This window comes from Neoroseomonas lacus (assembly GCF_014644535.1).
Lineage (GTDB): Bacteria > Pseudomonadota > Alphaproteobacteria > Acetobacterales > Acetobacteraceae > Neoroseomonas > Neoroseomonas lacus.
In genome coordinates, this window is record NZ_BMKW01000003.1 from 365,934 (window position 1) to 384,997 (window position 19,064).

General features: G+C 70.0%; 17 protein-coding genes. 7 read left to right on the forward strand and 10 right to left on the reverse strand.

What is annotated here, in order from left to right:
- Window positions 1-78: 78 nt before the first annotated feature.
- The 3 genes from IEY36_RS08220 to IEY36_RS08230 all read left to right on the forward strand — a co-directional run bounded on the left by IEY36_RS08220 (window position 79) and on the right by IEY36_RS08230 (window position 2,132).
- Complete coding sequence (locus IEY36_RS08220) at window positions 79-561, forward strand: DUF882 domain-containing protein (RefSeq protein ID WP_229681207.1); 483 nt, start codon at window positions 79-81, stop codon at window positions 559-561.
- Window positions 562-662: 101 nt separating this feature from the next.
- A complete protein-coding gene (locus IEY36_RS08225) occupies window positions 663-1,568 on the forward strand; it encodes a PHP domain-containing protein (protein WP_229681208.1) in 906 nt (301 codons plus the stop codon).
- Between the two features lie 12 nt (window positions 1,569-1,580).
- A complete protein-coding gene (locus tag IEY36_RS08230; protein ID WP_229681209.1) occupies window positions 1,581-2,132 on the forward strand; it encodes an HD domain-containing protein in 552 nt (183 codons plus the stop codon).
- Between the two features lie 219 nt (window positions 2,133-2,351).
- On the opposite strand, the gene IEY36_RS08235 is transcribed toward IEY36_RS08230, so the two are convergent.
- The 6 genes from IEY36_RS08235 to mepA all read right to left on the reverse strand — a co-directional run bounded on the left by IEY36_RS08235 (window position 2,352) and on the right by mepA (window position 9,311).
- A complete protein-coding gene (locus tag IEY36_RS08235) occupies window positions 2,352-4,046 on the reverse strand; it encodes a putative 2-aminoethylphosphonate ABC transporter permease subunit (RefSeq protein ID WP_229681210.1) in 1,695 nt (564 codons plus the stop codon).
- The gene (locus IEY36_RS08240) at window positions 4,039-5,169 is read right to left on the reverse strand and encodes a putative 2-aminoethylphosphonate ABC transporter ATP-binding protein (protein ID WP_188966551.1); all 1,131 of its coding nucleotides are present in this window, start codon (window positions 5,167-5,169) and stop codon (window positions 4,039-4,041) included. Before IEY36_RS08240 ends, IEY36_RS08235 begins: the two co-directional genes overlap by 8 nt.
- Window positions 5,170-5,179: 10 nt before the next feature.
- Window positions 5,180-6,202: a putative 2-aminoethylphosphonate ABC transporter substrate-binding protein gene (locus tag IEY36_RS08245; protein WP_188966552.1), complete on the reverse strand. Its 1,023-nt coding sequence runs from the start codon at window positions 6,200-6,202 to the stop codon at window positions 5,180-5,182.
- A gap of 83 nt (window positions 6,203-6,285) precedes the next feature.
- The gene (phnX, locus tag IEY36_RS08250) at window positions 6,286-7,110 is read right to left on the reverse strand and encodes a phosphonoacetaldehyde hydrolase (RefSeq protein ID WP_188966553.1); all 825 of its coding nucleotides are present in this window, start codon (window positions 7,108-7,110) and stop codon (window positions 6,286-6,288) included.
- Window positions 7,107-8,219 carry a TIGR03364 family FAD-dependent oxidoreductase gene (locus IEY36_RS08255; RefSeq protein WP_188966554.1) on the reverse strand — a complete coding sequence of 371 codons (1,113 nt, stop codon included), beginning with the start codon at window positions 8,217-8,219 and terminating at the stop codon, window positions 7,107-7,109. Before IEY36_RS08255 ends, phnX begins: the two co-directional genes overlap by 4 nt.
- A gap of 255 nt (window positions 8,220-8,474) precedes the next feature.
- Complete coding sequence (gene mepA, locus IEY36_RS08260) at window positions 8,475-9,311, reverse strand: penicillin-insensitive murein endopeptidase (protein ID WP_188966555.1); 837 nt, start codon at window positions 9,309-9,311, stop codon at window positions 8,475-8,477.
- A gap of 73 nt (window positions 9,312-9,384) precedes the next feature.
- Between mepA and galE the strand changes: the two genes are divergently transcribed.
- Window positions 9,385-10,380, forward strand: a complete 996-nt coding sequence (galE, locus tag IEY36_RS08265) for a UDP-glucose 4-epimerase GalE (protein WP_188966556.1) — start codon at window positions 9,385-9,387, stop codon at window positions 10,378-10,380.
- Between the two features lie 246 nt (window positions 10,381-10,626).
- Here the strand turns inward: galE and IEY36_RS08270 are convergent, their stop codons facing one another.
- From IEY36_RS08270 to IEY36_RS08280, 3 genes are read right to left on the reverse strand one after another with little or no spacing between them, the layout of a single operon-like run.
- Window positions 10,627-10,923: a hypothetical protein gene (locus IEY36_RS08270; protein ID WP_188966557.1), complete on the reverse strand. Its 297-nt coding sequence runs from the start codon at window positions 10,921-10,923 to the stop codon at window positions 10,627-10,629.
- A gap of 14 nt (window positions 10,924-10,937) precedes the next feature.
- Window positions 10,938-12,335: an HlyD family type I secretion periplasmic adaptor subunit gene (locus IEY36_RS08275; protein WP_188966558.1), complete on the reverse strand. Its 1,398-nt coding sequence runs from the start codon at window positions 12,333-12,335 to the stop codon at window positions 10,938-10,940.
- Window positions 12,332-14,095, reverse strand: coding sequence for a type I secretion system permease/ATPase (locus IEY36_RS08280; RefSeq protein WP_188966559.1), 1,764 nt, complete (start codon window positions 14,093-14,095; stop codon window positions 12,332-12,334). Before IEY36_RS08280 ends, IEY36_RS08275 begins: the two co-directional genes overlap by 4 nt.
- 286 nt (window positions 14,096-14,381) lie before the next feature.
- On the opposite strand from IEY36_RS08280, the gene IEY36_RS08285 reads away from it, so the two are divergent.
- Window positions 14,382-15,581, forward strand: coding sequence for a glycosyltransferase family 2 protein (locus IEY36_RS08285; RefSeq protein ID WP_188966560.1), 1,200 nt, complete (start codon window positions 14,382-14,384; stop codon window positions 15,579-15,581).
- A gap of 497 nt (window positions 15,582-16,078) precedes the next feature.
- Here the strand turns inward: IEY36_RS08285 and IEY36_RS08290 are convergent, their stop codons facing one another.
- Window positions 16,079-16,525: a GtrA family protein gene (locus tag IEY36_RS08290; protein ID WP_188966561.1), complete on the reverse strand. Its 447-nt coding sequence runs from the start codon at window positions 16,523-16,525 to the stop codon at window positions 16,079-16,081.
- 85 nt (window positions 16,526-16,610) lie between these two features.
- On the opposite strand from IEY36_RS08290, the gene IEY36_RS08295 reads away from it, so the two are divergent.
- Both IEY36_RS08295 and IEY36_RS08300 read left to right on the forward strand, forming a co-directional pair.
- Complete coding sequence (locus tag IEY36_RS08295; RefSeq protein WP_188966562.1) at window positions 16,611-17,468, forward strand: NAD(P)-dependent oxidoreductase; 858 nt, start codon at window positions 16,611-16,613, stop codon at window positions 17,466-17,468.
- Window positions 17,465-18,991: an aldehyde dehydrogenase family protein gene (locus IEY36_RS08300; protein WP_188966563.1), complete on the forward strand. Its 1,527-nt coding sequence runs from the start codon at window positions 17,465-17,467 to the stop codon at window positions 18,989-18,991. Before IEY36_RS08295 ends, IEY36_RS08300 begins: the two co-directional genes overlap by 4 nt.
- Window positions 18,992-19,064: the final 73 nt, after the last annotated feature.

Genomic DNA, 19,064 nt, shown 5'->3' on the forward strand with positions numbered 1-19,064 from the left:
CCTTGCTGTGACCCGGTCGTCGCCAGCCGGCGGGAAGTGATCCGAGCCGGGCTTCGTGGGCTCGCGGCGCTCACCGCCATGACGATCCCGGCCCGCGCCCAGGCGATTGCGGCCGGGACCCCGCGCAGCCTGCGCATCCACCGCGTGCAGACCGGCGCGTCCTTCGCCGGCGTCTATTGGCGCGACGGCCGCTACGACCGCGACGCGCTGCGCCAGCTCGACGTCGTCTTTGGCGACCCGTCGATGAACGAAACCACGCCGATGGATCCGCGGCTGTTCGACGTGCTCTTCACCGTCGCCAACGAACTCGACGCCGATGAATCCTACGAGGTGATCAGCGGCTATCGCGCGCCGGAGACGAATGCCGCGCGCGCACGCCAGTCCCGCCGCGTCTCGCGCGTCTCGCTGCACATGTCCGGCATGGCGGCGGATGTGCGGCTGCCCGGCCAGCAATCCATGGGCATCGCCCGCAAGGCGGCGGACATGCAGATTGGCGGCGTGGGCCTCTATCGTCGCGACGGCTTCGTACATCTCGATTGCGGTCCGGCCCGGCGCTGGTGATGCCGCCCGAAGCGTCACGGGACTGACACGACAGCGTCATCGGCCGGCAAGCCATGGCGGCGGATAACCCGCCGCCAGACCTGCCACGGATTCCCGCCCGCATGATCACCGACCCCGCCTTCACCAGCCCCGGCCGCTTCTGGAAGGGCAATATCCACACCCATTCCACCGTCTCCGACGGCAAGCGCGCGCCCGAGGCGGTCTGCGCCACCTATCGCCAGGCGGGCTACGACTTCCTCGCTTTGACCGACCATTTCATGGCGAAGTACGGCTACCCGATCGTCGATACGCGGGAATTCCGCACGCCCGGCTTCACCACGATCCTTGGCGCCGAACTCCACGCCCCGGCCACCGCGCTGGGCGAGCTGTGGCACATCCTCGCCGTCGGCCTGCCGCTCGACTTCGCTCCGCTGATTGACGGTGAGGACGGCCCCGCGCTGGCCGCCCGCGCCCTCGCCGCCGGCGCCTTCGTCGCCATTCCCCACCCGGCCTGGTACGGGCTGACGCTGGAAGACGCCGCCACCATCCCCGACGCCCATGCCGTCGAGATCTACAACCACACCTCCCAATTGCGCACCGAACGCGGCGATAGCGTCCACTACGCCGACCAACTCCTGGCCGGCGGCCGGCGCATCGGTCTGATCGCGGTGGATGACGCGCATTTCGCCTGCATGGACGCCTTCGGCGGCTGGCTGATGGTCAAGGCCGAGGCCAACGACCCCGACGCCCTGCTCGCCGCCCTCAAGGCCGGCGCCTTCTACGCGACCCAGGGCCCGGCGATCCACAACGTCGTTTGGGGCGACGAAGCCGTCGAGATCACCTGCTCCCCCGCCGCCTCTGTGATGCTGCTCGGCCGCGGCTCGCGCGCCGTGCAGCATGTCGAACCCGGCACCACCCGAGCCATCCTGCCCTATGGCGCGCACAAGGCTGGCGGTTATGCCCGCATCGTCGTCGCCGATGAGCAGGGCCGCCGCGCCTGGGCCAATCCCGTCCATTTCGACCGCTGAGGAACCCTCGTCATGGCCCAGGACGTCCTCGCCGCCATCCGCGACATGCTCGAATACCGTGCCGATGGCCTCTACGGCCTGCATGACGTGACGCAGCGCGAACACGCGCTGCAATCCGCCTGGCTCGCCGAGCGCGATGGGCATCCGCCAGCCCTGATCGCCGCCGCGCTGATGCACGACATCGGCCACCTGGTACACGACCTCGGCGACAGCCCCGCCGAGGAGGGCATCGACGACCGCCACGAGGAACTCGGCAATGCCTGGCTGTCGAAGCATTTCGGCCCAGAGGTCAGCGAGCCGGTGCGCCTGCATGTCGCCGCCAAGCGCTACCTCTGCGCGATCGAGGCGGATTACTTCGACAAGCTCTCACCTGACAGCGTGCTGAGCCTGTCGTTGCAGGGCGGGCCGATGTCGGCCGAGGAAGTCGAGGCCTTCGAGGCGCTGCCGCATCACGCCGAGGCGGTGCAGCTGCGCCGCTACGATGACGAGGCAAAGGTGACGGGCCTGCCCACGCCGCCGGTGGCGCATTTCATGGGGTATGTGGGGGCGTGCCTGCGCGGGTGAGGGAAGGTCGGAGAGGGGCTCTGCCCCGTTCCAAACCTCACCCCGCCAAAGGCCCGGGGCCCTTGGAAACCGATACTTGGCGCCAAGCACCCGGGCGATGGGCCGGCTCTCGGCATCCATCCCGACAATGGAGCGCCTCGCCATAGGATGGCATTCCAAAGGCCCCGGGCCTTTGGCGGGGTGGCTTGGAGGGGCAGCGCCCCTCCAACCTTCCTGCCATCACCGCCGCCAGGCCTGCGTCAGTCGCGCGACCACCGCCCCCACCGCAAGCTGCCCGACCTTCGCCGCCGTCGTGATTCCCAGGATCACCACCGCCATCGCCGCCGCCGCACTGGCCTGCCCGGCCTCGTCCATATGCACCACCGCGATCGCCGCCGGCTTGGTGTCCGGCCCGTACAGGAAGATCACCGCGCTCACCGTCGTCATCGCGCTGACGAACAGATACACCGCGATCTCCAGGATCGCCGGCAGGCAGATCGGCACGATCACCCGCCCGAAGGTCACCCAAACCGGCACGCGCATCGAGGCGCTCACCGCCTCGAATTCCGGATCGAGTTGCCGGATCGCGGTGACGGCGGTCAGGTGCCCCACCGTGTAGAAATGCACCAGCGAGTTCAGCACCAGGATCGCGACGGCCCCATAAAGAAAGCCGAGCGGATTGGCCGGGTGGTTGAAGAACAGCACATAGGCCAGGCCGAGCACGAGCCCCGGCACCGCCAGCGGCACCGAGGCCGCGAAGCGCGCGAGCTTCGGCAGCACCCCGTCCTGCGCGCCGCGCTCCAGCACATAGGCGATGATGAAGACGATGACGGTGCCGATCACGGCAACGAGCGTCGCCATCCGCACCGACAGCCACACCGTGTCCCAGCCTGAGGCATCGAACCGCGCGAAGTCGTAATTGTCGAGCGTCAGCGACAAATTGTACGGCCAGAAGCGGATCAACGACCCCCACGCCGCCACGCCAACGATGCCGACCAGCACAGCGGCGATGACGAGGCACAGCACCAGCAGCGGCACATCCCGCTGACGCCGTGGCAGGGGCCGCAGCGGCACCGCGCGCCCCGACAGCGTGGCCGCCCGCTGCCGCGTCGCCCAACGGTCGAGCAGATAGGCCAGCACCGCCGGCGCCAGCAGCACGATCCCCACAACCGCGCCCATGTTGAAGTTCTGCAAGCCCACGACCTGCTTGTAGACATCGGTGGCCAGCACCGGGAACTGCCCGCCGATCACCTTCGGGATGCCGAAATCCGTCATCACCAGCGTGAAGACGACAACGAGGGCGGAGACCAACCCATAGCGCGCGCCCGGCAGCGTGACGGTGCGGAAAATCCGCACCCGCGACGCCTTCAACGCCGACGCCGCCTCATACAACCGCGCATCCGCGGTCGACAGCGCGACGGCCAGGATCAGCGCGGCCGACGGAAAACAATAGAATACCTGCGCGACGACAATGCCGATCGGCCCATAGATGCTGTGCCCCAGAAGCACCCCGCGCAGCATCCCCTGATTGCCGAACAGATAGATCAGCGCCAGCGCCGGCAGCAGCGACGGCGCCAGCAACGGCAACATCATCACCGCGCGGAACGCCGCCTTGGCCGGCATGCAGGATCGCGTCAGCCCATAGGCATAGAGAAAGGCGAGCGGCACCACGACTACCGCCGTCAGTGCCGCCGTCCACAGGCTGTTCCACGCCGCGGCGAGCAGCGCCGGCGTCGAGGCATAGTCGCGGAAATTCGCCACCCCCGCGAAGCCGCCTTGCGGCGTCTCGAAGGCGCGCATCAACAGCGTGCCCAACGGCAACACCAGGAACAGGGCGAGGAACGCCACGGCGAGCCACAGCCCCGCCCGCATCGCCACTTGGTCGGCCGAAAGCCGCGGCCGCGACCCCACCACGGGCAATGCGGCCTCAGACATCCTCGACGAACACCATGAGATGTTCCGGCGGCAGGGTGACGGCGAATGCCGCCCCGGGCGCCGCCTCCAGCGCGGCGAATTCACCTGGCGAGACGGCGGCCAGCAACCGCAGCGGCCCCGCCTCCAGCGACAGCCGCACCACCGGCCCGAGATATTCCAGCCCCGTCACCACCGCGCTCAGGGCCCCCTCCGGCGCCTCGGCCAGCCGCGCCAGCCGCACATGCTCCGGCCGGATGAAGCAGGTCACGCGCGCGCCATACAGCAGCGGCCGCGTCGCCTCCGCCACCAGCTTCATGCCACTCGCGATGATGATGCCCGGCGGCGTGTCCACCACCGCCTCGATCCGGCTGGAATGCCCGACGAATCCGGCGACGAAGGGGCTCGCCGGATTGTCATAGATCTCAGCCGGCGTCCCCACCTGCTCGATCCGCCCGCGGCTCATCACTACGATGCGGTCGGAGACGCCCAGCGCCTCCTCCTGGTCATGCGTCACCATGATGGTGGTCACGCCGAGCCGCTGTTGCAGCGAGCGGATCTCCTGCCGCAGATGCTGCCGCACGATGGCATCGAGCGCCGACAGCGGCTCGTCCAGCAACAACAGCCCCGGCTCATTCGCCAGCGCGCGCGCCAGTGCGACGCGCTGCTGTTGCCCGCCCGAGAGTTGCGCCGGATATTTTGGCGCCTGGTCGGCCAGCCCGACGATCGACAGCAGCTCGGCCACCCGCTCGCGCCGCCGCGCCTTCGGCCAGGCCGCCCCGCGCAGCCCATAGGCGATGTTCTCCGCCACTGTCAGGTTGGGAAACAACGCGTAGGACTGGAACACGATGCCGAAATCGCGCTCTGCCGGCGGCAGGTGCGTGATGTCCCGCCCGCCCTGCATGATCCGCCCGGTGGTCGGCGGATCGAGCCCGGCGATGCCACGCAGCAGCGTTGTCTTGCCGCAGCCGGAGGGGCCGAGGAAGGTGACGAACTCCCCCGACCGGATCTCCAGGTTCACCCGCCGCAGCGCGACGAAACTGCCGAACTGCTTGCCGACTTCCTGGACCTCGAGATAGGGCGCGTCACGGCGCGCGCGACGCGCCGCATCCTCCAGGGTCTCGATCTCCGGCGCGGGGGCGGTCATGGCTGTCGTGTCAGTTCCGCGGCGCCGACTTGCCATCGAAACGGGCCGACCAGTCGCGCAGCAGCCGGTCGCGCTGCAAGGCGATGGCGCGGAAATCCGCATCCACCAGGCGCTGCGAGAACTCCGCGGGATACCCCTGCACCGAGGGATCGACGCCGGGCAGCGCCAGCAGCGCATAGAACCGCCCATACACCGTCATCGCTGCGCGCGAGACGGCGAAATCCGCCAGCCGCTTCGCCGCATCGAGGTTGCGCGTGCCGCGCATGATCGCCGTCGCTTCCAGGTCGAAGCCGACGCCATCGGTGGGCACGATGATCTCGATCGGCGCCCCCTGGTTGCGCAGCGTCACCGCCCGCATGTCGAGCGAGATGCCGACACCGAACTCGCCGCGCGCCGCGTTGTTGCACGGCGCCGAACCGGAGTGCGTGTATTGCTGGATGTTATCATGCAGCCGGGTCATGAAGTCCCAAGCGCCCGCCTCGCCACGCCGGCCGATCCAGCCCGCCATGGTCAGGAAGCCGGTGCCGGAGGAATTCGGGTTCGGCATCACGATCTGCCCGCGGAAGGCGGGGTTGAGCAGGTCGTCCCAGGTTGAGGGACGCGGCAGGTTGCGCTGCTGCGCCACCACCGTGTTGAAGCAGATCGCCGAGACGAAGGCGTCCATCCCGGTCCAGGTCATCGGGCTGCGGTCGGACCGCATCGACGGCCGCAACGCATCCGCACCGGCGGGCGTATACGGCTCCAGCATGTCGAGCCCTTCCATCTGCAGCAGCGAGAACACCGACAGCCCCCACACCACATCGGCGCGCGGATTGGCGCGCTCGGCGATCAGCCGCGCGGTGATCACGCCCGTCGAGTCGCGCACCCAGGCGATCTCGACATCGCGCAGCGCCGCCTCCGCCGCCTGCTTGAAGGGCTGGAGCTGCTCGTTCTCCAGCGCGGTATAGACGGTCAGCCGGGTGCGCTGCTGCGCCTGGGCGGCGGCCGGCAGCACGCCGGCTAGGGCGATAGCGATAAGGGCAAGGCGGCGCATGCGTTAGCTCCCGTCATTGTGCGGTGGCCGTGCCTAGCGTGCTCCCCAAGTCGTTAGTGTGACACGTGGATTGCGGTTCCGTGTCAACTCCGTTCCACGAGGCCCGGCGTCTCGCTGGCGGCCAGCCGCGCCTCAACATGGGCGATGACGTCGGGCAGTTCGGCGATGGAATCGACCACCAGATGCGCCCCGGCGCGCAGCAGCGTCTCGGTCGCCTCGCGCCGCAACGCCTCGCGCGCGGAAGGTTCAAGCGCCGCCAGCTCCGCCGCCGACAGCCCCGCCATATTGCCCGACAGCGACAGCCCCACGGCCCAGCACCCCGCCGCGCGCGCCTCGCCGATCCCCGGCGGCGTGTCGTCCAGTTTCACCACCGCACTCGCCGGCCAGACGCCCATGGCCGACATTGCATGCCACATCTGCAAGGGTGCCGGCCGCCCGGCGGCGAGGTCCCCGGCGCAGACCATCACCTCCGGCACGAACCCTTGTGCGGCGGCAAGCGGCGCCAGTCGTTCCATGATCGGCCGCGTATAGTCGGTGGTGGAGCCGATGCGGATGCCGCGCCCCGCGCACCAGTCGAGCGCCGCCTTCGCCCCGGGGATCAGCGCGCTATGCGCCTCGACCGCCGCGACGTTCACCGGCTCGAAGATGTCGAAGATGGCGTCGATCGCCGCCTCGTCGAAATCCTTCCCATGCTTGGCCCGCCAGGCGGCCGCGACGGCCGGCGCGGTGCCGACGAGCCGGATATGGTCGCGCTTGGCCATCCCCATCGGCCCGCGCGCATCGGTGATGGAAATCGCCACCCCCATCCGCGCGAACGCCTCGACGAAGGCGCCCATCGGCGCCCGGCTGCCATGGTCGAGCACGGTGCCCGCCCAATCGACGATGACGGCTTTGACGGTACGGGTCATGGGTTCGCCTCGAAATCGGCCAGCACGTCCTCGGCGAGGCCGAAGGCGGTGGAGGCTCCGGTGCCGGAGGTGACGGAAACCAGGCGCACGCCCGGCGCGGGCGCCTCGAAGAAGGCATCCTCCGGCCCGGACGGATACAGCCCCGTCCAGCGCTCGACGAAGCGCGGTGCCGGCAGATCCAACACGCGCTGCGCCTCGCGGATGATCAGCGCATCGACATGCTCGGGCTGGAACGGGTCCGGCGTCGGCCCGTAATGGTGGCTGTCCCCCACCACCAGCGACCCGTCCGCCCCCTGCACGACGATCAGGTGGACGCCGTGTTCCAGCTCCTCCGCCTGCTCGGCTGCGAGCCGCGCGCGCAAGGCGGGCAGGGAGGGACATTCGGCATAACCGCGATAGCGATGCAGCCCGAGGTCGCTCATCACCGGCGCGCTCATCCGCCAGCCGGGATCGGCCAGGCGCAGCATGTGCAGCTTGCACAGCGTCACCTCGCGCCGCGCGAAGCTGTCAGGGAACAGCGTCGCGAGATCGGCGCCAGGGCAGACCACGATGCGCGGCGCGCGGAAGCTCCCGCGTGTCGTCTCCACCACGCCCGTGCCGACCGCATGCACTGCGATCCGCCGAACAAACCGTACCCCAAGCGCGCCTTCCATCCAGGCTGCCAGCAGCGGAATCGCATCGCGGCTTTCGACGCGCAGTTCATGCGGGCTGTGCAGCGCCGCCAGCAGGTCGGCCCCGCGCAGTGGCGCCGGGATCTCCGCCCCGCGAAGCACCGTGCAGCCGCCGCCCATCGGTCCGGCGGCGAATTCCTCGATCACCGCGACCGCTTCCGGCCGCCGCACCGCCATCAACAACCCGCGCTGATGTACGGCGATGCCGGCCAGCGGCGCGACCTCCGCCCAGACCTCCCGCGCCCGCCGCGCGCGCCGCCAAGTATGTGGCGCGCCCTGGCCGGTCACGGTGACGAAGCCGAAATTGCGGATGCTCGCGCCATTGGCCTGCGCATCGCGGTCAATCACCGTGACGCGCTGCCCCGCGCGCGCCGCGTGCAGCGCATGTGCAAGCCCGACTATGCCGGCGCCGACAACGACAAGGTCCGAATCGTCCATCCACGATGCCTAGCACGCCCCGCGCGCATCGACCCGCATGGTCGCGTGACACGCCCACCCCGCCTCAGGTCCCCCGGTCCGATGCCCAGCATCGGGCTGCGAGCGCGCAGCGCGACCGCGCCCAACCCGCCTGCCGCCGCCAGCGCACCGGTTCACGGCGCGCCAGCCAAGCACGCGCATGCGTGCGCCGGCGCCTGAGGCAAAAGGAAGCTGACTGCGCCGGCGCCCAAACCACGCCAGTCAGCCCAGCGCCCCCTACCGCGCCCCAAGCACCCCGGCGCAGGCCGCGGGCATCACCGGTCTTGGCCCCGGTCGCCGTGGCTGCGGTCGGCGCGCTTCCGGCGTGAACCACCAGGCGAGCGTCGCGTCGCAGCCATCGCCCGGCGGCGGCGGCATGATGCCGCGACACTCCGGCTGATCGGCCGGGCAGGGCAGGCGGATATGCATGTGCGAATCATGCCCCCGCCACGGCCGTACGCGGCGCAGCCAGGCCTCCCCGCCATGCCGGCGACACAGCTCCTGCTTGATCGCCGGGTTGACCAGCAGCCGGTCGAGCCCCGGCATCTGCGCCGCCAGGCGGATCAACGCGACATGCCGTTCGGTGAAGCGCGCCGGGTCCACCCCCGATCCATCCGGCAACACCAGCGACACTTCGGGGATGCGTTCGCGCTGCGACGCGGGCACCAGCGGCTTCGCGTTCAGGTCGAGCCAGATGTCGGCATCGATGCCGGCCTGGTGGCTGGCATGGCCAAAGGTCATCGGCCCGCCGCGCGGCTGCGACAGGTCGCCGATCCACAGGTCCGGCAATCCCTGCGCCCGTGCCCGCCCCGCGAAGGCCGCGACCCAGGCGACCATGGCCGGATGCCCCCAGTGCCGGTTGCGCGACACGCGCACCGACTGCCACCCCGGCCCGTCATCCGGCAATTCCACCGCGCCGGCGATGCAGCCCAGCCCCGTGCTGCCGATGATGCGCACCGGCCCCGGCGCCGGCGTCGCCACCGCGCCCCAGCTCTCGGCCCGCGAAATGTCCTGCGCCATCGCGGCGCCATGTCCGAGCAGCGCCACCAGGACGCCGAGAAGTGCCTTGCCCATGCCCGATTGCTAGAGCAGATCGTGCCCGGGCGGAAACGCACCGTTCCATGACCGCGCCTGCCGGAGGATTGCCTTGCCCCGTTACCTGGTTACCGGCGGTGCCGGTTTCGTCGGCAGCCATGCCGTGCTCGCCTTGCTCGACCGCGGGGATGAAGTGGTGGTCCTCGACAACCTGACCCAGGGCCACCGGGCCGCCGTGCCCGCCGGCGTCACGCTGGTGGAGGCCGAACTCGCCGACACGCGGCGCCTCGCCGAGGTCTTCGCCGCCTGGCGCTTCGATGCCGTGCTGCATTTCGCCGCCCTGTCCATCGTCGGCGCCAGCATGCGCGAACCGCTGCACTACATCGCCGAGAACGTCGCCCATTCGCTGCGCCTGGCGGACGCCGCGATCAAGGCCGGCTGCCTCCGATTCGTGCTGTCCTCCACTGCCGCTCTGTTCGGTGACCCCGACCGCGTGCCGATCGACGAGGAGTGCCGCATCGCCCCCTCCAACCCCTATGGCGACAGCAAGCGCATGGTCGAGGAAGGCCTCGCCTGGGCGGGTCGCATCCACGGGCTGCGCACTGCCGCGTTGCGCTATTTCAACGCCGCCGGCGCCGACCCGGGCGGCCGCGCCGGCGAAGACCATGACCCCGAGACGCATCTCGTCCCCCTGGCGATCGACGCCGCCCTGGGGCGCCGCCCGGCGCTGACGGTGTTCGGTGACGACTACCCGACCGCGGACGGCACCTGCATCCGCGACTACGTCCACGTCACCGACCTTGCCCAGGCGCATCTGGCGGCGCTGTCGCGCCTCGAGACGCATGGCAGCTGCCGCTACAACATCGGCAACGGCAACGGCGCCTCGGTGAAGCAGGTGATCGCGGCGGTCGAACGCGTCAGCGGGCGTCCTGTGCCGCACAGCATCGGCCCGCGCCGCGAGGGCGACCCGGCCGTGCTGGTCGCCGCCAGCAACCGCCTGCGCTCCGAGACCGGCTGGGCACCGCGGCATGGGTCGCTTGACGAGATCGTCCGCACTGCCTGGGCCTGGCGCGAAGCGCACCCGCAGGGCTACGCGGACCGCTCATAAGGCCCGGAAGGGCAAAGCCCCTTCACTCGCCACTGGGAGCCCCTCGGCCCAAGGTCCGCTGGACACGAATGCCTGGCGCTGGGCGCCTCAGCCAGGATCAGCGCCAAGACCCGCCGCCACGCAGCATGCGCGTGACGAGGGAGCAGCCTGCCGGCATTACCGCGCACCAAAAAATGGCTTTCCAAATAACCCTGTCATCTGGTGGGGTGGCTTGGAGGGGCAAAGCCCCTCCAACCTTCGCCGCGATCAACCGTCGAAGCGAAACGCCCCGCTCGGCGCCGGCGCTGCTTCGGGTGCGGCGGCCGGTGCCGGCGCCTGCTGCTGCTGCGCCACCTGCGCGCGCACCCGTTCCTCGATCTGCTTCAGCAGGTTGCCCATGCCGTTCACCAGCGAGGGCAACTGCGTCACCGGCACGCACAGCATCCCACAGGGCTGCGCCTTGCCGTCGGCTCCGGTCACGGCCAGCGTGATGCGGGCGACGCCATGCGCGACCTGCGCCTCAACGACACCATCGGCGAAAATCGTGGGACGGGAATCGGCCATGGTCGTGAAATTCCTTACTGCTCGCGGAAGGCGCGGGTGAAGCTGTCGAGGATCGGCTGCGTGATATAGCGCATGAACGATCTCTCGCCGATCTGTATCATCGCTTCAACCGGCATGCCCGGCACGAGATGCACGCCCGGCAGCCGCGCCAGCTGCTCGGGGTCGATCAGGATCTGCGCGCGGTAATAGGTTGCGCGCGTCCGGTCATCCATCGTCACGTCCTGCGCGACGAAGATGACATGTCCATGAAGATACGGCACCAGCCGCTGCTTGAAGGCCGGCAGCCGCACTTCCGCCTGCAGCCCGACATGCACCACGTCGATGTCGAAGGGCTGCACGTTGACCTCGGCGACCAGGCGGTCCTGCACCGGCACCAGGTCCATCACCGGGTCGCCTGGGCGCACCACCGCTCCCACCGTGAACAGCCGCAGGTTCAGGATGGTGCCATCCTCGGGCGCGAGGATGTCGCGCCGCACCGCAATGTCGCGTGCGGCGCGCAGGCGCTCCTCCACCTCGGCCAGGCGGGTCTGGATGTCGCGCTGCTCGGCGGCGGCCTCCTGCCGCCGCTGGTTGACGATGCTGGCGATCGACCCGCGCGCCTCGGCGATGCTTTCGCGCGCCCGGTCGAGCTGCCCCTGCAGGTCGATCCCCTGGCCCTCCAGCGCCGCCGCGCTGCGTTGCAGCGCAAGCAGCGTCGGCAACCGCTGCAACCCCTGCTGCACCAGCGTGCGCGTCATCTCCTCCTCCTGCCGGATCAGCGTGAGCTGCCGCTGCTGGGCGCGCAGCTGCCCGGTGGCGCCGGCGATGATCGCCTCCTGCTGGCCGACCCGCGCCTCCTGCACCGAGACCTGGCTGACGATGGAGGCACGCCGCGCCTCGAACACCGCGCTCTGGCCAGCCATCGCGTCCTGCGCGCGCGGCTCGGTCGCCTCGCGCAGCTCGGCCGGGTAATCGACGCCGCGCGCATCTCCGAGTTCGGCGGTGAGCCGCGCATCCTGCGCCATCATCGACCAGCGCTGGCTGCGCAGCGTCTCGAGGTCGCTGCCGGCACGCACGTCATCGAGGCGCATCAGCGGCTGGCCGGCTCGCACCCGGTCGCCGTCGCGCACCAGGATCTCGCGCACGATGCCGCCTTCCAGATGCTGGATGGTGCGTCGCGTACCCTCGACCTTGATCATGCCCGGCGCGATCGCCGCTTCAGACAGCGGCGCAATCACCGACCACGCGACGAAGGCGCCGACGAACAGCGCAATCGCCACGAAGCCGAACATCGCCGTGCCGCGGGTGCGCGGATGGGCGGCGACCGGCGGCGCGGCCGGCAGGGTGAGGGTGACCGGCGGCAGCGGTTCGCGGCGCGGCACCACCTCCTGGTTGGCGGCGGGCGGCGGCAGCACGGGGGCCGGCGCGCTCATGCCTGCACCTCCCGGCCTTCGGCCTGCTTCGCCGGAGCGGGGATCGGGGTCGGCTGAGCGGGTTTCATGATCTTCTTCAACACCTCGGCGCGCGGGCCGAACATCTCGACAGCGCCTTCACGCATCACCAGCACCTTCTCCACCCCCTGCACCAGCACCGGGCGATGGGAGACCAGCACCACGGTGATGCCGCGCCGTCGCAGCTCCTGCAGCGCGCCGAGCAGCGCGGCCTCGGAATCGCCGTCGAGGTTCGAGTTGGGTTCGTCCAGCACGATGAATTTCGGGTTGCCGAACATGGCGCGGGCAAGACCGACCTGCTGGCGCTGGCCACCCGACAGATGCTGGCCGCCTTCGCCGATCTCGGTGTCATAGGCCTTGGGCAGGCGCAGGATCATCTCATGCGCGCCGGCCAGCTTCGCCGCATCGAACACGTCCTCCGGCGAGGCCTCCGCCATGCGGGCGATATTGTCGAAGATGGTGCCGTCGAACAGCTCCACATCCTGCGGCAGATAGCCGACATGGCGGCCGAAATCCTCGCGCTGCCAAGTGTACACGTCGGCGCCATCGAGCCGGACATTGCCCGAGGCCGGCTGCAGCGTGCCCGTCAGCAGCCGGATCAGCGTGGTCTTGCCGGCCGCCGAGGGGCCGATCACCGCCAGGCTCTCCCCGGCATCCAGCGTGAAGGCCACGCCCTTGACCACCGCCACGGTGCTGCCGGGGAAGCCATAGGTGACGCGCTCCACCGCCAGCTTGCCGGTCGGCGGGGGCAGCGGCATGCCCGGCGGCCGCAGCCGCGGCATCACCAGGAAAGCCTGCAGCCGCCTCCAGGACTGGCGCGCCTGCACCAGCTGCTTCCAGCCGCCGATCATCTGTTCCACCGGCGCGAGCGCCCGGCCCATGATGATCGAGGCGGCAATCGAGGCACCGGAGGTCAGTTCCTGCCCGAGCACGAGATACGCACCGATACCCAGGATGGCGATCTGTACCGCCAGGCGGCAGAATTTGGTGATCGCCAGCAGCGGCCCGGCCCGGTCCATCGCCCGGTTCATCGGGCCCGACATCTCGACCACGCCCAGCCGCCAGCGCGCCATCACCGCCGGCAGCATGCCCATGCTGTCGATCACCTCCGCATTGCGGACGATTGAATCGGCCCGCCGCTGGTTCGACATCGCCGCGGTATTGGCCTCGCGCAGCAGCTTCGAGGTGCTGACCTCATTGAGCAGCGTCAGCCCCAGCAACAGCACCGCGCCGCCCAGCGCCACAATGCCGAGCACCGGGTGCAGCATGAAGATCACCAGCAGGAAGACCGGCACCCAGGGCACGTCATACAGCGCCAGCGCGCCGGGGGAGGCGATGAAGCCGCGGCAGACGGCGAGGTCGCGCAGCGCCTCCATCCGGTAGGCGCGGCCGCGCAACTGGCTCTCCACCGCGCGGGCGAAGCCCTCGGGGGCGACCTTCTCCTCGATCCAGGCGCCGATGCGCTGCATGATGCGCGACCGGGCGGCTTCGAGCACCGCCAGCAGCCCGACCGCCGCGACGGCGATCAACGTCAGGTAGATCAGCGTGTTGAGATTGCGCGTCGCCAGCACGCGGTCGAACACCTGCATCATGTAGAGCGAGACGGTCAGCTGCAGCGCATTGACCACGCCCGAGAAGACGCCGACCGCGACGAACTGTGCGCGGCAGGCCGCGACGGCGCGGGCGAGCGGCGTCTCGGCGGGCTTGCTCTCGCCGAGGAGAACTCTGGGATCAACCGCCATGGAATATTGCCTTCGCCCGTCGATTTTGTCCGGGATGACCCGGACACGGTGTCATGTCTGCCGCGTCGCGGCCGTGCCATTCTGCTGCGCAACTTTGTGCCACGCGCCGGCGAAGCCTTCCCTAATGCAGCGCAGCGCGCAAAAAAAGGCGGCTATTCATGGAGTTGCTTCCAGAGGAATGATTCGGGAACAGCCTGTGAGCCTCCGCATGCCGTGCGTTTGATGTAGCAGACAATGCTCACACATATGAAATTTCGTTGCGGCAATATTGAAAGGTTGTGCAGTCATGGAGTTGCTCGACGCCACCTCGTCGCCGCGGGAGGCCCCAGTCGGGCAGCTTGAATTGACCATCCTGATGCCCTGCCTGAATGAGGCGGAGACGATCGGCACCTGCGTCGCCAAGGCGATAGGCTACCTCGCCCGCAGCGGCGTGGCCGGCGAGGTGCTGATCGCCGACAATGGCAGTACCGATGGCAGCCAGGCGATCGCCCAGGGGCTCGGCGCGCGGGTCGTCGCGGTGCCGATGCGCGGCTATGGCGCCGCCCTGATCACCGGCATCGAGGCCGCCCGCGGCCGCTTCGTCATCATGGGCGACAGCGACGATTCCTACGATTTCACCGCGCTCGACCCCTTCATGGCAAAGCTGCGGGAGGGCTACGCCCTGGTGATGGGCAACCGCTTCCTCGGCGGCATCAAGCGCGGCGCGATGCCGCCATTGCATCGCTATCTCGGCAATCCGGTGCTTTCCACCATCGGCCGGGTCTTCTTCGGCGGCCCGGTGCGGGACTTCCATTGCGGTCTGCGCGGCTTCGACCGGGACGCCATCCGCGCGCTCGACCTGCGCGCCCCGGGCATGGAATTCGCCTCCGAAATGGTGGTGAAGGCGACCGTGCAGGGCCTGCGCGTCACCGAGGTGCCGACCACGCTCTCCCCCGATGGCCGTTCCCGTCCGCCGCATCTGCGGTCGTGGCGCGATGGCTGGCGGCATCTGCGCTTCCTGCTGGTGTTCTGCCCGCGCTGGCTGTTCCTCTATCCGGGGGCGGGGCTGTTTCTCACCGGGCTGCTCGCCATGGCGCTGCTGCTGCCCGGCCCACTGCATCTGGGCGGCGTCACTGTCGACGTACACACGCTGCTCTACGCCTCGGGCGCGGTGATCATGGGCTTCCAGGCGGTGCAGTTCTGGGTCTTCGCCCGCATCTACGGCGCCCAGCAGGGCGTGGTGCCGGAGGAGAAGCGCCTGACGGCCCTGCTCGAACGCTTCGGGCTGGAACCGGCGTTGATCGTCGCCGCGCTGCTGATGGCGTCGGGCTTCGCTCTTGGCATCGCGGCGGTGGTGGTGTGGGGCTCGCAGAGTTTCGGGCCGCTCGAAGGCATGGGCGCGATGCGGGTGGCGATTGCCTCGGTGACGTCGATGGTGCTCGGGCTGCAACTGGCCTTCGGGGCGTTCTTCGTGGCGTTGCTGGGGATGATGCGGGCGGGGCCCTGAGGCGAGGGCGTCGCTCCCCTTCCAAAGCCCCACCACACGTTCCGGTTCACCTCGCGAAGCGACGCCAATGGGCGCCCCACCGCCTGAGGCCCCTGGAAGCCACCTGCCGCCCACGCCAGGCGATAGTGCTGGATGTTCGCGAACGTTCTTGATATGTTCTCAATACCGACTGGGACATTGCGCCCACGATCCGACGCGCGGCCGAGGCAGTCGGGGGTCTGGGGCATTCTCCGGTCACGCTGCGCCGGCACCGGTCCACACGCCGGCCAGGCCAACAGCATCCCGGCCGGTTGAGCGTGCGGCCGGTGCCTTCTGAGCGGGAAACGTTTTAAAAATCCTAAAATCCTAAAGCGTATAAAATCAATTACTGACAACTTTCAGCTGCTCCGCGGATCGAATATGCCTGCCTTGCCCAACACCAGGTATTGGATTCCAAAGGCCTCGGGCCTTTGGCGGCGAGAGTTCGAGAGGGGTGGCGCCGCTCTCGATGGCCGCGCTCACCCGTTGAACACCACCCGCCGCGACAGCGCGAAATTCGTGAACATCCCCGCGATCGACCCCGCCGCGACCCCCAGCACCGGATGCGCCGCGACCACCGGCACCGTCGCCACCAGCACCGCATAGGTCCCGTAGTTCAGCGCGAACCCCACCAGGTTCACCGCCACGAACAGCGCCCATTGCCGGTGCACCGCCCCGCTGCTTCGCCCGCGAAACGTCCAGGCCCGGTTCAGCGCCCAGGTCGCCGTCGCCGCCGCCACGTAGGAGATGGCCCGCCCGAGATACAGCCCGGCCCCAAGCCAGAGCATCCCGTACAGCACGCCGGAATCGACCACGAAGCCGATTGTGCCGACCACGCCGAAGCGTAGGAATTCCTGCGCCACCGCCGCGCGCTCGGCGCCGAGCAGCCGCACCAGCACCGGACCAACCAAGGGGATTTCCGCCATGCGCGGCGGTTTAGGGCGCCGCACCCGCCTTGCCCAGCCGTGATTCGGGGGGCAACTTCCGCGCCCTTCGGAAAGGTGGGCTGCAATGACGGCGGTAATCGGTCTGGGCAATATGGGTATGGCGATGCTCACGCGACTGGTCGGCCTCGGCACCTCGCCGATCGGCTGGGACCTCGACCCCGCCAAGCGCGCCGCCGCCGGGGCCCTCGGCGCCACCGCGCCGGCCGGGCTGGCGCAGGCCGCCGCCAAGGTGGTGATCCTGTCCCTGCCGAATGAGGCCGCCGTCACCGCGGTGTTGTCCGACCTGCTGCCTGCCTTGCCGGCCGGCTCGGTGATCGTCGACACCTCCACCCTCTCGCCCGCCGCAGTGCGCGGCTTCGCCCAGCAGGCCGAGGCCGCTGGCTGCGCCTATCTCGACGCCCCGGTCTCCGGAGGCCCGGCCGGGGCGGTGGCGGGCACGCTGGCGATGATGATCGGCGGCGAGGCGGCCGCCCTCGAACACGCCCGCCCGGTGCTGGAAAAGCTGGCCGCGAAAATCCTGCACATCGGTGCCTCCGGCGCCGGCCAGGTCGCCAAGCTTGTGAACAACCTGCTGGTCGCCACTCACCTCGTCACCGCCGCCGAGGCGCTGCGCCTGGGTGCTGCCGCCGGCGTCGGGCCCGAGGCGCTGCTGCCGGTGCTAAACGGCGCGACCGGCCGCTCGGCCGCGACTGAGGTCAACTGGCCGCGTTGGATCGCCTCCGGCACCTTCGATTCCGGCTTCTCCGCCGGGCTGATGCGCAAGGATGTGCGCCTGGCCCTCGCCATGGCCGCCGAGGCCGGCGCGCCGCTCGACGCCACCGCCCGCGCCGCCGCCGCCTGGGAGGCGCTCTCCGCTACAGTACCCGACAGCGACGACTTCAACCGCCTGCCTGCCGCGATCTTCGAGGGAGCCACGCCATGACCGCGTTCTCTGCCCGCGAAACCCTGCTGCAGGGCCAGGCCAGTCTGCTCGGCGGCCGCGCCGGCAGCCTGGTGGATGGCGAGATCGCCGAAGGCACCGGCCCGCGCATCGCCCTGACCGACCCGGCGACGGGTTCCCTGCTTCTCGACTACGCCGCCGCCGATGCCGCCACCGTCGCCGCCGCCTGCGCCGGCGCCGCCCGTGCCCAACGCGAATGGATGGCGCTGCCCGCCGCCGAACGGGGCCGCCGCCTCTGGGCGATCGGCGCCCTGGTCCGCCGCGACGCGGAAACCCTCGCGCGCCTCGAATCCGCCCAATCCGGCAAGCCACTGCGCGACGCCCGTGGCGAGGCCGCCCGCGTCGCCGAAATGGCCGAATACTGGGCCGGCTGGTGCGACAAGATCGAAGGCCGCACTGTCCCCGTCCCCTCCGGCCACACCGTCATCGTCCGGCGCGAACCCTATGGCGTGGTGCTCGCCGTCACGCCGTGGAACGCGCCGCTCTTCACCGCCGGCTGGAATGTCTTCCCGGCACTCGCCGCCGGCAATGCGGTGGTGCTGAAGCCCTCCGAATTCACGTCCTTGACCTCACTGGTCCTGGGCAAGCTCTGCATCGAGGCCGGCCTGCCACGCGGCCTGGTGCAGGTGGTCTGCGGGCCGGGGCAGGGGACCGGCGCCGCGCTGCTCGCCGCGCCCGAGATCGCCCGGGTCACCTTCGTCGGCGGCCCGCCGGCCGGGGCCGCGGTCGCTGCCGCCTGCGCCGCGCGCGCCATCCCCTGTGTGCTGGAACTCGGCGGCAAATCCGCCAACATCGTCTTCGACGACGCCGATTTCGCCGCCGCCGTGCAGGGCGCGCAGCAGGCGATTTTCGCCGGCGCCGGGCAATCCTGCGTCGCCGGCTCCCGCCTGCTGGTGCAGCGCTCGCTGCATGACCGCTTCGTCGCCGCCATGACGGACGCCGCCGCTCGCATCCGCATGGGCGACCCGCTCGACGCCGCCACCGAAATTGGCCCGGTAGCCAATGCCCGCCAATTTGCCCATATCCGTGACCTGATCGGCGCCGGCGCGTCGGAAGGCGGCCAGGTGATCGCCGCCGCACCGCCGGCCGGCCTGCCGAGCGGTGGCTTCTGGGTATCGCCGACGCTGCTCGCCGGCCTGTCCAACACCGCCCGCCCGGCGCAAGAGGAGATCTTCGGCCCCGTCGTCGCCGCCATCCCCTTCGATGACGAGGCCGAGGCTATCGCGCTCGCCAACGCCACCCGCTTCGGCCTCGCCGGCGCGGTCTGGACGCGCGATGTCGGCCGCGCCCATCGCGTGGCGGCCGCGGTCCGCGCCGGCACCTTCTGGGTCAATGGCTACCGCACCATCCATGTCTCGGTGCCCTTCGGCGGCTTCGGCGCCTCGGGCTACGGCCGCTCATCGGGCGCGGAAGTGCTCGCCGAATTGACGCAGAGCAAGGCCGTATGGATCGACACGGCGGAAAGCCCCGCCCTCGGCTTTGGGCATCGGCCCGCCGGCTATTGACCCGCATGAAGCCGGCGCATGCGCCGAAGCGACCGGATTCATGGCATGACGATGCGGCGCCGCTGGATCGCCG